Origin of the sequence: Flintibacter faecis (assembly GCF_014287875.1) — a bacterium.
In the GTDB taxonomy this organism is placed as follows: domain Bacteria; phylum Bacillota; class Clostridia; order Oscillospirales; family Oscillospiraceae; genus Lawsonibacter; species Lawsonibacter faecis_A.
Genome location: NZ_JACOPN010000010.1, coordinates 1 through 14,716 on the forward strand (window position 1 = coordinate 1; position 14,716 = coordinate 14,716).

At 45.1% G+C, this 14,716-nt stretch carries 14 protein-coding genes and 1 pseudogene; all 15 read left to right on the plus strand.

Annotated elements, in window-relative coordinates:
• Positions 1-1,127 (plus strand): recombinase family protein (locus tag H8S55_RS12305; protein WP_186879205.1); only part of this gene is annotated, 1,127 nt, incomplete at its 5' end.
• 90 nt (positions 1,128-1,217) lie between these two features.
• Positions 1,218-1,301: pseudogene (locus H8S55_RS12310) on the plus strand (Maff2 family mobile element protein); the annotation flags it as partial.
• 25 nt (positions 1,302-1,326) lie between these two features.
• Positions 1,327-2,193: a VirB6/TrbL-like conjugal transfer protein, CD1112 family gene (locus H8S55_RS12315; protein WP_002304374.1), complete on the plus strand. Its 867-nt coding sequence runs from the start codon at positions 1,327-1,329 to the stop codon at positions 2,191-2,193.
• Between the two features lie 17 nt (positions 2,194-2,210).
• Complete coding sequence (locus tag H8S55_RS12320; protein ID WP_002304375.1) at positions 2,211-2,645, plus strand: PrgI family protein; 435 nt, start codon at positions 2,211-2,213, stop codon at positions 2,643-2,645.
• Positions 2,605-4,992: a VirB4-like conjugal transfer ATPase, CD1110 family gene (locus tag H8S55_RS12325; RefSeq protein WP_002588967.1), complete on the plus strand. Its 2,388-nt coding sequence runs from the start codon at positions 2,605-2,607 to the stop codon at positions 4,990-4,992. Before H8S55_RS12320 ends, H8S55_RS12325 begins: the two co-directional genes overlap by 41 nt.
• Positions 4,993-4,995: 3 nt before the next feature.
• Entirely contained in the window at positions 4,996-6,732 is a 1,737-nt protein-coding gene (locus H8S55_RS12330; protein ID WP_002304377.1) for a C40 family peptidase, read from the plus strand.
• A gap of 14 nt (positions 6,733-6,746) precedes the next feature.
• On the plus strand, positions 6,747-7,004 hold the full coding sequence (locus tag H8S55_RS12335) for a DUF4315 family protein (protein WP_002304378.1): 258 nt from the start codon (positions 6,747-6,749) through the stop codon (positions 7,002-7,004).
• The gene (locus tag H8S55_RS12340) at positions 6,994-7,677 is read left to right on the plus strand and encodes a DUF4366 domain-containing protein (protein WP_002578950.1); all 684 of its coding nucleotides are present in this window, start codon (positions 6,994-6,996) and stop codon (positions 7,675-7,677) included. The genes H8S55_RS12335 and H8S55_RS12340 overlap by 11 nt, the downstream gene beginning before the upstream one ends.
• 151 nt (positions 7,678-7,828) lie before the next feature.
• Positions 7,829-9,061 (plus strand): ATP-binding protein, encoded by a 1,233-nt coding sequence (locus H8S55_RS12345; protein ID WP_002304383.1) that lies wholly within the window; start codon positions 7,829-7,831, stop codon positions 9,059-9,061.
• Positions 9,062-9,238: 177 nt separating this feature from the next.
• Positions 9,239-10,690, plus strand: a complete 1,452-nt coding sequence (locus H8S55_RS12350; RefSeq protein WP_107000944.1) for a DNA topoisomerase — start codon at positions 9,239-9,241, stop codon at positions 10,688-10,690.
• A complete protein-coding gene (locus tag H8S55_RS12355) occupies positions 10,687-12,609 on the plus strand; it encodes a recombinase family protein (protein ID WP_173738886.1) in 1,923 nt (640 codons plus the stop codon). Before H8S55_RS12350 ends, H8S55_RS12355 begins: the two co-directional genes overlap by 4 nt.
• Positions 12,606-12,989: a TnpV protein gene (locus H8S55_RS12360; RefSeq protein ID WP_008371551.1), complete on the plus strand. Its 384-nt coding sequence runs from the start codon at positions 12,606-12,608 to the stop codon at positions 12,987-12,989. Before H8S55_RS12355 ends, H8S55_RS12360 begins: the two co-directional genes overlap by 4 nt.
• Positions 12,990-13,098: 109 nt before the next feature.
• Complete coding sequence (locus tag H8S55_RS12365; RefSeq protein WP_005930789.1) at positions 13,099-13,347, plus strand: hypothetical protein; 249 nt, start codon at positions 13,099-13,101, stop codon at positions 13,345-13,347.
• On the plus strand, positions 13,325-13,633 hold the full coding sequence (locus H8S55_RS12370) for a molecular chaperone (protein ID WP_117992063.1): 309 nt from the start codon (positions 13,325-13,327) through the stop codon (positions 13,631-13,633). Before H8S55_RS12365 ends, H8S55_RS12370 begins: the two co-directional genes overlap by 23 nt.
• 247 nt (positions 13,634-13,880) lie before the next feature.
• Positions 13,881-14,450, plus strand: a complete 570-nt coding sequence (locus H8S55_RS12375) for a DUF6560 family protein (RefSeq protein ID WP_117962074.1) — start codon at positions 13,881-13,883, stop codon at positions 14,448-14,450.
• Positions 14,451-14,716: the final 266 nt, after the last annotated feature.

Sequence of the window (14,716 nt, forward strand, 5' to 3'; positions counted from 1 at the left end):
AAGACCCGGAGGACAAAAACCATCTGCTCATTGACGAGGAAACCGCCCCGATTGTGCGACTGATTTTCGGATATGCCCTGAACGGTCATGGTCCGAACTATATCCGCAGACGGCTGGAGGAAGAAAAAATCCCCTGCCCCACATGGTGGAACCGGGAACGGGGGCTTCGCAATACCCGCACCAAATGGGAAAAGAAAGACCCGGAAAACGGGCGGTATATGTGGGACTTCTCCGTTATCAAAGACCTTTTGATGAATCCCGTCTACACCGGGGCGATTGCTTCCCAGAAAAAAGACTACCGCTTCAAAATCGGCACGATTGGGGAAAAGAAACCGGAGGACTGGGTTGTGGTTGAGGGACAGCACGAACCGCTGATTGACCGCATGAGCTTTGATATTGTGCAGAACAAGCTGAAATCCCGCCAGCGTCCGGGGCAGACCAATGAAATCAGCCTGTTTGCCGGACTGATAAAATGCGGCGAGTGTGGGAAGTCGCTGACGATACGCTACACAAACGCAAAACATCCCCAGCAGATTTATTCCTGCAAGACCTACAATGCCTTTGGAAAGAACCACTGCACCCAGCACCGGATTGACTATGACACCCTTTACAGCCATGTGCTGCGAAAAATCCGGGAATGTGCCAGAGCTGCCCTGATGGACGGGGAAGCGGTTGCTGACCGCCTGACCAATACCTGTGAAGCCGAGCAGCGGGAACAGCGGGAAGCAATGGAACGCTCCCTTACAAGGGACGAGGAACGGATTGAGGTTCTGGACAAAATGGTAATGCGGCTTTATGAGGATATGATTGCAGGACGTATCAGTGAGCAGAACTTTAACACCATGCTGGAAAAGACACAGACCGAGCAGACGGAGCTTAAAACAAAAGTGTCCGAGGGTAGAAAGCGGCTGTCCGATGAAGTCCAGCTTGCCAATGACGCAAAACAATGGGTGGAAGCCATTCAGGAATACGCCAACATCACAGAGCTGGACGCAGCCACCCTCAACCGCTTAATCAAAGAAATCGTCGTGCATGAGCGCATTGACGAAGATAAAACAAGACACATTTCTATCGAAATTCATTTTAATCTCAAACCCATCCCGGAGGTGGAACAGGTCACTGCCTGACCTGTCCCGCCGGGACGGTTCTCTTAAAAACACCATATAGATTTTTTGTACGCCGCCGCCCGCCATCGAGCAGAGTTTTACACCTAATTGGGTATAAAACAGCTCATGGCTGGCGGCGGTGTTGCCCTCATCGGCACCACCCTTGTACCTCTGCTCTCCGGACTGTTCGGTTAATCACAAAACAAGGAGGTAATCGCCTTTGGACAGCATACTCCAACAGATCACAGACTGGCTGAAAGAAATGCTCGTTTCAGCTATTATGGGAAATCTGTCGGGGATGTTTGAGTCCGTCAACAACCAGGTTGGCGAGATAGCAACCTCCGTTGGCATGACCCCGGCGAATTTTTCGCCGGGTGTCTTTGCCATGGTACGAAACATCTCCGAGTCAGTGATTATCCCAATCGCAGGCTTGATTCTGACCTTCATTGCCTGTTATGAGCTAATTCAGATGATTATTGACCACAACAATCTGGCAAATTTTGAAACCTGGATCTTCTTCAAATGGGTGTTCAAGACTTTTGTTGCGGTCATGTTAATCACAAACACATTCAATATCACGATGGCTGTGTTTGATGTGACACAGCACGTTATAAACGCAAGCGCCGGTATCATATCCGGAAATACTGCCATAGATGCTTCGGCATTGGAAACAATGGAAGAAACGCTGATGGCAATGGATTTGGGTCCTTTGCTCGGCTTGTTCCTGCAATCCTTTATCGTGCAGGTCACGATGTCCGCTTTGGCAATCATCATCTTTGTGATCGTCTACGGTCGAATGATTGAAATTTATCTGATGGTCAGCCTTGCCCCGATTCCGCTTTCCACTTTTGGAAACAGAGAACAGAGCAATATCGGACAGAATTATCTGCGTTCGCTGTTTGCAATCGGATTCCAGGGATTCCTGATTATGATCTGCGTGGGCATTTATGCGGTGCTGATTCAGTCTATCGCATTCAGTGATGACATCATCGGTTCTATCTGGGGTGTTATGGGCTACACCGTCCTTTTGTGCTTCACCCTGTTTAAGACTGGTTCGCTTGCGAAGGGTGTATTCAGCGCTCACTAAGGGAAGGAGGAAATTGTTTGGCAGCGTATATTCCCGTACCTCGTGACCTGACGAGGGTAAAAACAAAAGTGTTCTTCAATCTGACGAAACGGCAGTTACTTTGCTTTGGTGCGGCGGCGCTCATCGGAGTGCCGATTTTCTTTCTGGTCAAAGCAACCGGAAATGTGAGCCTTGCAGCACTGTCCATGATGATCGTCATGTTACCGTTGTTCTTTCTGGCAATGTATGAAAAGGATAGTCAGCCGTTGGAAGTGGTTGTAGAACACTTCATTCAGACCAAATTCGTTCGTCCCAAGGTTCGCCCTTATCAGACGGACAACTATTATGACGCTTTGATGCGTCAGTACAAACTGGAAAAGGAGGTTGAACGAATTGTTTTTCAAAAAGAAGCCACAGGCAAGAAACATCAAAATGCCTGCAAATCTGAATCGGAAGCAGCAGCGAGAAATTAAAGCTGTTGTGGAACGGGCAAAGAAGGACAACGGTATTCCGCAGACTGCACAGCAGTCCATTCCCTTTCAGAGAATGTTCCCGGATGGCATCTGCCGTGTCACTGACAGTTATTACACCAAGACCATTCAGTTTCAGGACATCAACTATCAGCTGGCACAGCAGGAAGATAAGACTGCCATCTTCGATGAGTGGTGCAGTTTCCTGAATTTCTTTGACAGCTCCATTCACTTTGAGCTTTCCTTTATGAACCTGAGTACCGATGCTGAAAGCTTTGAAAAGAGTATCCGTATCCCGTTCAAGAAGGACAGCTTCAATCCCGTCCGTGCCGAGTATAGCCAGATGCTGAAAAAGCAGTTGGCGCAGGGCAACAACGGCTTGACCAAAACCAAGTACCTGACATTCGGCATTGAAGCCGAATCCATGCGGCAGGCAAAGCCGAGACTCAACCATATCGAAAACGATCTGCTCAATAACTTTCGGCGTTTGGGTGTCATTGCCACTACCATGAACGGCAAAGAGCGGCTGCATCTGATGCACTCTATGTTCCACATGGGTGATAATGATAAGTTCTTCTTCGATTGGAAGTATCTTGTGGAATCCGGGCTGTCCGTAAAGGACTTCATTGCTCCGACGGCGTTTGCCTTTAAGACCAACCGCACCTTCCAGATGGGCAGTATCTTCGGTTCGATGTCTTATCTGGCAATTACGGCATCAGACCTGTCTGATCGTATGCTGGCGGATTTTCTGGATATGGAATCCACGCAGATCGTGACCATGCACATCCAGTCGGTTGACCAGACTGCGGCGATTAAGACCATCAAGAGAATCATCACCGAGCTTGACCGTTCCAAAATCGAGGAACAGAAAAAGGCTGTGCGTTCTGGCTATGACATGGACATTATCCCATCTGACCTTGCTACCTATGGTAAAGATGCGAAGTCACTTCTGAAAGAATTGCAGAGCCAGAATGAGCGAATGTTCATGGTGACATTTCTGGTGCTGAACACCGGGCGCACCGAGCAGGAACTGGAGAACAATGTGTTCCAGGCACAGAGCATCGCCCAGAAGCATAACTGCAATCTGCGTCGTTTGGATTTTCAGCAGGAATCCGGACTGATGAGCAGCCTGCCTTTGGCACAAAACCTGATTGAGATTCGTCGTGGCCTGACTACCAGTTCCACGGCTATTTTTGTGCCTTTCACCACGCAGGAGCTGTTCCAGAATGGTGGAGAAACGCTCTATTACGGGCTGAATGCTCTGTCGAACAACCTTATCATGGTGGACAGAAAGAAGCTCAAGAACCCCAACGGACTGATTCTGGGTACTCCCGGTTCCGGTAAATCCTTTTCCGCAAAGCGTGAAATCACCAATGCGTTCCTGGTTACGGATGACGATATTATCATCTGCGACCCCGAAGCGGAATATGCGGCTCTGGTTCACAAGTTCAATGGTCAGGTGGTAAAAATCAGCTCCTCCAGTACCAACTATATCAACCCTATGGACATCAACCTGAACTACTCTGAGGATGACAACCCGGTAGCACTGAAAGCTGATTTTATCCTGTCCCTCTGTGAGTTGATTATGGGCAGTAAGGATGGCTTGCAGCCTATCGAAAAGACGGTTATCGACCGTTGTGTGCATCAGATTTACCAGAGATATTTCGACAATCCTGCCCCTGAGAATATGCCGATCCTTGAGGATTTGTATGATGCCCTTCTGAAACAGGACGAAAAGGAAGCCCACCATGTAGCGACCGCCTTGGAAATCTATGTTAAGGGTTCTCTGAAACTGTTTAACAACAGAACCAATGTGGATATTCAGAATCGTCTGGTGTGCTTCGACATTAAGGAGCTGGGCAATCAGCTGAAAAAAATCGGTATGCTGATCGTTCAGGATCAGGTCTGGGGGCGTGTAACTGCCAACCGTTCTGCCGGTAAATCGACCAGATATTATATTGACGAGTTCCATCTGCTTCTGAAGGAAGAACAGACGGCAACCTATTCCGTAGAAATCTGGAAGCGATTCCGTAAATGGGGCGGCTTGCCGACCGGTATTACTCAGAATGTCAAAGACCTGCTTCGTTCCCCGGAGATTGCCAACATCCTCGAAAACTCTGATTTCATCTATATGCTGAATCAGGCAAGCGATGACCGAAGTATTCTGGCACAGCGGTTGAACATTTCGCCGCATCAGCTGTCCTATGTAACCAACTCCGGTGAGGGCGAAGGACTTCTGTTCTATGGCAATGTGATTCTGCCGTTCATTGACCGATTCCCGACAGATCTGGAACTGTATCGCATTATGACCACGAAGTTAAACGAGGTGGCACAGGAAAAGGAGGCGTAATGTATGGCGAAAAGACCTACACGACTCCGTTTTACCGAAGATGACCTTGCAGATTCTCATGTGAAGAAAGCTGCCGACCGTGCAGATAAGGCGGTTGATAGGGCTGAAAAAGCGGCAGACAAATTGGCTTCTAAAAAGGCAAAGCCGAAGCTAAAGCTGGAAACAGATGCAGCCGGTTCCCGTAAAGCAAAGCTCCGTTTTGAAAAAGCGGAGTTTACGGAAATCGAGCGCCCATCTGTGGCAAAGCACATGGCAAGCCGTGGTGCCGCAGTCACGCTCACATCCAAAGCACATCGGGCGGTGTCAGAATATGAGGATGATAATATCGGCGTTCAGGCTGTGCAGGAAACGACCAAGGCTGTTGAATCCACTGTCTATACCGTCGATCATGCCGTTTACAGTCACAAGCTGAAAGCCTACGACAAGGCGGAAAAGCTGGTTGAGAAGTCAGATAAAGCAAATGTAAATGCCCTGTATGAGAAGTTCAAAAAGGACAACCCCGATGCCGGTTCCAATCCCTTTTCCCGTTGGCAACAGAAAAGGGCAATCAAGAAAGAATATGCTGCCGCCAAAGCCGGTAAGAATACCGCTTCGACAACGGCTTCTGCATCTAAGGGTGCAGGCAAGGCAACGGGCAAAGCAGCTCAGGGAGCCAAGAACATCACAGAAAGAGTAACGGAGTTCTGCACCACACACTCTAAAACGATTCTGTTTGTTTTGATTGCCGGACTGCTTTTTATGATACTCTCAGGGATGTTCTCGTCTTGTTCGGCTATGTTCCAAGGCGGCACACAGATCATTCTGGGAACTTCTTTTACTGCAAAAGAGGAAGATATTATTGGTGCGGACAATGATTACAAGGCTTTGGAAGCTGCGCTCCGCAATAAAATCAATAATATCGAGCGTACTCATAGCGGATATGACGAGTACCGGTATGACCTTGATGAAATCAACCACAATCCTTATGAGCTGGCGGCGTATTTGACGGTGAAGTTTGAGGATTACACCAGAGATGAGGTGCAGGCTACCCTGCAATGGCTATTTGAGCAACAATATGAGCTGACCCTGACGGAAGTAGTAGAGATTCGTACACGAACAACATCTTCTACTGATCCCGAAACGGGAGAGACAACAACAGAGGAAGAAGATTACGAATATTATATTCTGAATGTGAAGCTCAGAAATAAGGGCTTGAACAGTGTGATTTCAAATTCCGGCTTGTCGGAAGATGATATGGAGCGATATAGAATTTTGCTTCAGACAAGGGGCAACAGACCGGATATTTTCGGAAATGACATTTACGCCACCCCTGGCGGCGAGTACACCGATTATGATATTCCGGGCGAAGCGCTGACAGACACAAGATTTGCCAATATGATTCGGGAAGCTGAAAAATATCTGGGATACCCGTATGTGTGGGGCGGCAGCAGCCCGTCTACCTCCTTTGACTGCTCCGGATTTGTTTCCTATGTAATCAATCACTGCGGAAACGGTTGGAGTGTTGGTCGTTTGACCGCAAACGGTTTGATGGGCGTATGCGACATTATCCCGAAAAGCTCTGCCAAACCGGGAGATTTGATTTTCTTCCAAGGCACTTATGATACCTCCGGTGCATCACACGTTGGTATCTATGTTGGCAATGGTATGATGATCCACTGCGGAAACCCCATTTCCTACGCTTCTATCGAATCGAATTACTGGCAACAGCATTTTTACTGCTTCGGCAGAATCAGAAACTAAAGGAGGGATGGCGATTGAGTGCCAAGTTAGACAGAATAGGTGCAGACCTTGAAAAAGCCCGTAAGAAACGGGCAGAATGGGATGCTAAGGTGAAAGACCTGGAACGCAGATACCGTGAGGAGGAAAATTCCGAAATCCATGAGATGGTTCATGCTGCGAACCTGAATCCCGAACAGCTTTCCGAGCTGCTCCGTATGTTTGCTGCGGATATGGCTCCGAAGCCTGATACGATCAATACTATGAATGAGGAGGAAACGCAGAATGAGATTTAAGAAAATTGGAGCCGCATTGCTGGCGTGTGCAATGTGTTTTGGCGTGTTTTCTACAACGGCATTTGCCTATGTAGATGAAAGCGTAGCGACTGAAGAACCTGCGGTCGAAGAAAAAGTTCCCGAAACAGAGCCGGAGGAGCCGATGCTACCGCTTACTCCCGACGGCAATCTGACTTTGGTTGATGACGCTGGCTCGCCTACGAAAAGCGGAAAGCAGTTCATTACCGCTGTAACCAAAAACGGAAACTACTTCTATATCATCATTGACCGTGATGATAAGGGCGAGGAAACCGTGCATTTTCTGAATCAGGTGGATGAAGCCGACCTGCTCAAGCTGATGGACGAGGAAGAAGTTGCAGAGTTCACCAAGCCGGTTGAGGAAACAAAGCCGGAAGTAGTTGAAACAGTTCCTGAAATTACAGAACCGACACCGGAGGAAAAGCCGAAATCCACAAATATGCTCCCGGCGATTCTTACTCTGATTGTGCTTGCCTGTGGTGGTGGATTCTTCGTATTTAAGAAAGTCCAGGAAAAGAAGAAGGCACAGGAAGCGGCAAAGCCTGACCCAGATGCTGATTATGTGGACGATGACGAGGACTATGGGTACGATCCGGAGTTTGAGGACGACGATGAAGATAGCTCCGTCGATGAAGATGATAATGAACCTGTGTAAACAGGATAGGCTTGATGCCTGGGGCAGCCTTCGGGTTGCCTTTACATAGTTTCCGCTTTCAAAAAATAAAAAAATTTGCGTTTTTGAAAGTGACATCTTGCATATACTATTAGCAGACAGTATAATAAGTACAGCGAAGCGGTTTCGAGAAATGAAAAAACTTCAATTTTTGAAAGCGGGTGACTATATGAAAACAATCACGAGAGCAAAATATCTCGATAGAATCATTGAACTGAATGGTACTCCTGACATCAAGATCATCACGGGCATTCGTCGATCTGGTAAGTCCAAATTGATGCAGGCGTATATTGCGTATCTGAAAAGCAATTTTGAAAACATCAATATTATCTTCATCGACTTCATGGATTTGGCGTATGAAGAAATCAAGGAATACCATGCCTTACACGCCTATGTGGAAGAACATTATCAGGAAGGAAAAACGAACTACCTGTTTGTAGACGAGGTTCAGATGTGTCCCAAGTTTGAGTTGGCAATCAATAGCCTGTACTCTAAGGGAAAATACGACATCTATGTAACAGGCTCTAATGCTTTCCTGTTGAGTGCAGATCTGGCAACTCTGTTTACCGGACGCTATATTGAAATTCATGTGTTTCCTTTCAGCTTCCAGGAATATTGCCAGTATTATGATGATATTAGTGACAAAGATAAGCTCTTTGATGAGTACGCTATCAAGGGCGGTTTAGCAGGTTCCTATGCTTATAGAACCGAAAAAGACAGAACAAACTATATCAAAGAGGTCTACGAAACGATTGTTACAAGGGATTTGGTACAGAAATATACTCTCCCGGACACTTTGGTTTTACAACGTCTGAGCGAGTTCCTTATGGATAATATCAGCAACCTGACTTCTCCGAATAAGGTCAGTCAGCTACTGACAGCAAATGAGACTCCAACCAATCATGTAACCGTCGGCAAGTACATTAAGTATTTGTGCAATGCTTTTGTATTTTATGATATTAAGAGATATGACATCCGAGGTAAGAAATACCTTGAAAGCTCTGAAAAGTTCTATTTGTGTGACAGCGGTATTCGATATGCAATACTGGGAAGCAGAAATATAGACTATGGCAGAGTATATGAAAACGTTGTTTGTATCGAGCTTCTTCGCCGTGGATATGATGTCTATGTCGGCAAGCTCTATCAAAAGGAAATCGACTTTGTTGCTCAGAGAGGTAGCGAAAAGATTTATATTCAGGTCAGCGACAACATTTCCGGGCAGGAAACATTTGAGAGAGAATGCTCTCCTCTGCTTCAGATTCGAGACGCTTATCCGAAAATGATTATTGCCAGAACCAAACATCCCCAATATAGCTATGAAGGAATCGAAATTCACGATATAGCCGATTGGTTGCTACAAGAATAAGCAAGGTGAAATATCTCCGTCATTCTCTTTTGAAATGATGGAGATATTTTTATTATGACGGAGATTGTAGAACAGAAAATTGTATCAGGTTGCAAAAATCCTTTCCGAACTTTTTACATAGCAGTCATGCACTACGGTGTGTGGCTGCTTATTTTTTTGTGAAAGGAGCAGATGCAAATGAAATTAGTTTTGGCTGAAAAGCCTTCGGTTGCACAGAGTATTGCCAAAGTGTTAGGTGCTGCCAAGCGTGAGGATGGCTACTTAGAGGGAAACGGATATGTGGTCAGCTGGTGTGTAGGGCATTTGGTGGAGCTGGCACAGCCGGAAGTCTATGATGCGAAGTACAGCAAATGGGCTTATGCAGACCTTCCTATCTTCCCGATGGACTGGCAGTATGAGGTTTCTGCCGGTACGAAAAAACAGTTTGGGATTCTGAAAAAGCTCATGGCCAGAGAAGATGTTGCGAGTCTTGTGTGTGCAACAGATGCCGGTCGTGAGGGCGAGCTGATCTTTCGGTTGGTGTACCACAAAGCCGGGTGCAGAAAGCCGTTTGAGCGGCTTTGGATTTCCTCGATGGAAGATGTAGCAATCAAGGAGGGCTTTGAAAATCTCAGGTCTGGAACGGAATATGATGCTTTGTATGAAGCAGCACTGTGTCGAGAACGAGCCGACTGGATTGTTGGTATTAACGCTACTCGACTTTTTTCGACCCTTTACGGGCAGACCCTGAATGTTGGTCGTGTTATGACCCCTACCCTTGCTATGGCTGTTATGCGAGAAGCTGCCATTTCCGCATTCAAGCCTGAACTGTTCTACACAGTTCAGATTGGATTGGATGGTTTTACGGCTGCAAGCGAACGCTTCAAAACCAAGGCAGCAGCCGAAGCTGTCAAACAAAGCTGTTCGGTGGCAATCGTTCAGAAAGCTGAATGTAAGGAGAAAACAGAAAAGCCGCCTGCGCTCTATGACCTGACCAGTTTACAGAGAGAAGCCAACCGTGTGCTTGGCTACACGGCACAGCAGACCTTGGACTACACGCAGAACCTCTATGAAAAGAAACTGGTCACTTATCCCCGTACCGACAGCAGGTTTCTGACGGAAGATATGGCACATAGCCTGACCGACCTCGTAAAGCTGGCTTTCCACACATTCCCCGTGGAGGATGTGGATAACATACCAGTTCATGCAGAGCAGGTTGTGAATAACAAAAAGGTCACAGATCACCATGCCATCATTCCGACCAGAGAATTGCAGAAATGCAATCTGAGCGAACTTCCCAAGGGTGAACTTGCAATTTTGCAACTGATCTCGAATCGGTTGTGCGTAGCTGTTGGCGATCCGCACCGATACGCAGAGACAGTTATTGAGCTGGACTGTGGCGGTACCGTGTTTTCCACCAAAGGCAAAACTGTTGTGCAGGATGGATGGAAAGCTCTGGTTCAGAAAAATGATTCGACAAAATCCGACGAAAACGTGCAGACACTCCCTTCTGTTTCCGTTGGTGACGAAATGACCGTCAGCGGCACGGAAATCAAGGAAGGGAAAACATCTCCCCCTAAACACTTTACCGATGTGATATTTTGTGAGCGTAAGGAGTGGATAGGAATTGAAGAAAGGAGTTCAGCATGAGAAGAAAAAAAGATAGAAGCAATGGCATTACTGCTTTGTATGAAAGACTGTCTCGTGATGATGATAATGCTGGAGAGAGTAACAGTATAGTTCATCAAAAGCAAATGCTTGAAGATTATGCTATGAAACATGGTTTTACGAATCTTGTTCATTTTACCGATGATGGTTGGAGTGGAGCGACTTTTGACAGACCTTCATGGAACAGACTTGTTGAAGGTGTTAAAAACGGAGAAATCACTGCCTGTATCTGCAAAGATATGTCCAGAATCGGCAGAGATCATCTGCAAGTAGGTTTTTTCACTGACATTCTGTTTAGAGAAAAGGAAGTTCGATTTATAGCAATCAATAATGGTATTGACAGTGACCGTCAAGAAACCAGTGAGTTTGCCCCTTTTCTGAATATCATGAATGAGTGGTTTGTCAGGGACACAAGTAAGAAAATTAAAGCTGTACTGAAATCCAGAGGTTCTTCCGGCAACGCTCATACAAGTAATATCCCACCATACGGCTATTTGAAAGACCCCGAAAACCCCGACCATTGGATTATTGATGAAGAAGCTGCTGAAGTAGTCCGCAGAATTTATCGCATGACTATTGAGGGAAAAGGACCTTATCAGATAGCAAGAGAACTTTCAGAAGAAAAAATTGAAAGACCATCTTATTATCTTGGCAAAAAGGGACTTGGAAATCATGCAAGCAACTATGACAAAGAAAATCCGTATATGTGGCGAGGAAATCAGGTTACTACTCTGATTGCCCGACCAGAGTATATCGGAAAGACTGTCAATTTCAGGACATTCAAAAATTCCTATAAGGACAAAAAGACGAAAAGGGCAGATAAGGAAGATTGGGTGGTTTTTGATGATACACAAGAGCCTATTGTCGATGAAGAAACATGGCTGCTTGCTCAAAAGTTAAGACAGAATGTAAGAAAAGCAGATCCTATGGGCGAGCCTAATGTTCTGACCGGAAAGATTTACTGTGCTGATTGTGGTGCGCCGATGTATAATCACAGGCAGCGGAAAGGGCGAGAAAGAATATACTATACTGCCAAAGGCGAAAAAAGGACAAGTTATTCCAATCCGGCAGATTGTTATGAATGTTCCACATATAATCTTGCTTATCAGAAGTATGACCGACATTGTACTTGCCACCATATTTCAACAAAAGCACTTAAAAGCATCATTCTGAAAACCATACAGGAGACTTGCCATTATGTTTCTTTGAATGAGCGGGAGTTTGTTTATTCTCTGCAAGAAGAATCGGCGATGAAAGATATTGCTGTTTCTGAAACTGTAAAAAACCGCATTGAAAGAAATCAGAAGCGAGTTCACGAACTGGATATGCTTATCAGGAAAATCTATGAAGATAATGTGATTGGAAGATTGCCGGACAGACTTTTTCAGAGTATGCTTACTGATTATGAAAATGAGCAGAACGAGCTGAACAAGATTATTGAGACTGACACCGCTGATATGCAACGGATTATAGGCGGTCAAAATAATGTGGAGCGTTTTCTAAAGCTGGTTAAAAAGTATGAGAACATTACAGAACTTACTCCTGCCATGATAAATGAATTTATCGACAAAATACTGGTTCACGAGCCACAAGGAAAAGGTGCAGACCGCACCACAGAGGTGGAGATATATCTTAACTATGTCGGGCAATTTCAAGTACCTGTGGAGCAGCATGAACCAACCGAGGAAGAAAGGATTGCTGCTGAAAAAGAGGCGGAACGACTTCGCAGAAAACGAGAATCCAATCGTAAGTATATGAAAAAGATTCGTGAGAAATCAAAAGAATTTGCGGAGCATGAGCGTATAGCAGAAGAAAAAAGCTCTGATAGCAATGTGTGTGTTGAACAGAACGCCACAAGCAAATCAAATCGGCAAAAAGTGAAAGGAGAAAAAATAGCATGACAGAATTGAAACTACGAATCCATGACGAAAGCAACGGTCTGGACTATGTTCTTGTGGGTGATTACTATGTGCCGGACTTGAAGCTACCGGAGGAACACCGCCCTATCGGTATGTGGGGCAGACTGCACAGGACATATTTGGAGCAGTACCGCCCTGCAAGGTTCTCTGCCCTCTGTTTATCCGGCGAACTGCATACTTACCTTGCTGATCTGAACGAACAGGCAACGGAAAGGTGCAGCCTTATCATTGAGCAGATGAAACAAGCCGAGGGCGTGACCGAAACCATGAAAGCAGACAATCAGATGTTGTGGGTACAGTCCATGAACTCTATCCGTAACCGAGCCGAAGAAATCATCAGACAGGAAATGATTTACTGCTGATTTTATCAAGTCCAAAACCAACAAATTTGTATCGTAAACGAAGCGACAGGTATTTCCTTATGAAGTGTCTGTCGCTTTTCATTTATCAAACTTTAAGGAGGAAAACACAATGAAGATGAACCGGAATGAAATGGAAGCCCTTTATGCCTTTGGCTGTCCGAACCTGAAAGCAACTGTCGAGCGTTTGCGTATGGTAGCTGCCCTTGCACCCGATCCAGTGGCGAAGAAGCTGTTTTATATGCTTTCCGTCAAGCTGAGTGCTGAGGGTGTTGAAAGGTGGTATCGCTGCTTTTACTGCAAGCTGCGTGTGTTGAAAAACCATAGGGAGGGCTGCTATGACGAGACTGACGAAGATTGAGAAAGAAACAATCGTTCTCTTTAATGAGGGCGAGGACAAGGCAAATATCTACACCCACAACGCCGGATTGAAAAAGAGGTTGGCTGCTTTTGCTAAGAAGTACCCTGACCTTTGCCGACTGGAAAAATCCAATGTTCAAGGCGGTGTTTCTTATGAGCTGGCAAAGTCCCGTCTGTCTATCCGTTTCCTGCCGCCTTACAGTGAGGAACGCAGACAGAAAGCCAGTGAATATGCGAAAAAGCATGGGCTGAACAGCCAGCAGGGATACTGTGATAATCAGGGCTGATATGCGGTTAAAATGTCAGGTGCAAACCTGATGTTTTGACCGTTGCCTATCGCCTGTGAGGAAAGTATCGGAGACTATAAATTTTACGGAAATGTGCGTTACAAGGTTTGAACAGGAACTCTGTACACAAAATTTTTTCTTCCATTCTTTAAGTTGATGAAGTATAATGAGATATGAAAAATTGAGGTTTTTAATACTCGATTTCAAACAATCATTTTTATATAGCTGGAACTATGGAGGGCAAAAAATGAATGATTTTTTACGAATGTGTTTGAATATAATTACACAAATAGGCCCCTATTTAGTTGTACTTCTTCTTTTGAAATATCTTGTAAATCTTCAACAAAAGAGAGCTAAAGAACGAGAGGAAGAACAGAAAAAGGGAATAATTAGAACGCATTATACAATAAAAACAGAGAAATTCCTTGTCGTGGCATTTATCGTAGGTACAATATTTTTTGCTTGTTGTACGGCTATGAGTCTTAGGGAAAAAGAAGATATGTTTGTCATTTGTATATTTGGAATATTTTTTTTAGTAGGCATAAGCGGAATAGTCAATATGGTAATGTGGAAACTGGAAGTGAACGGAGATGAAATCACATGGCGGTCAACTTTTGGAAAAAAGAGAACTTTTCGTTTTGGGGATATTACCTACTGCGAGAGAAAAAAAGGTTCTGTGCGTGTATATGTAAATGGGGAAAAGCTATTTACCATTGATAGTAATATCGATAAAGAAGAATTTATGGAAGATATAGAGAGAAGAAGAATCCCTGTAAAATCTTACTGGACAAATCAGCATAAGAAGAATCGTAAATGACATAGATTTTATAACAGTACGATGTTAGACAACTGAATATGACCGTCAAAGTCGGATGAAGAAACCGATGTATTGAGCGTAAAGCGATCATGCGTCGGTTTTTCTTATTTCATGAGCTGACAGAATTCCGACTGTATATCGCCTGTGAGGAAAGTATCGGAGACTATGGATTTTGCGGAAATGTGCGTTATAGGTAAGTAAAAAACTACTTGATAGAGCGTGAATTGAATTGTTCATATCGGTATGATATAATTTACTGAAATGAA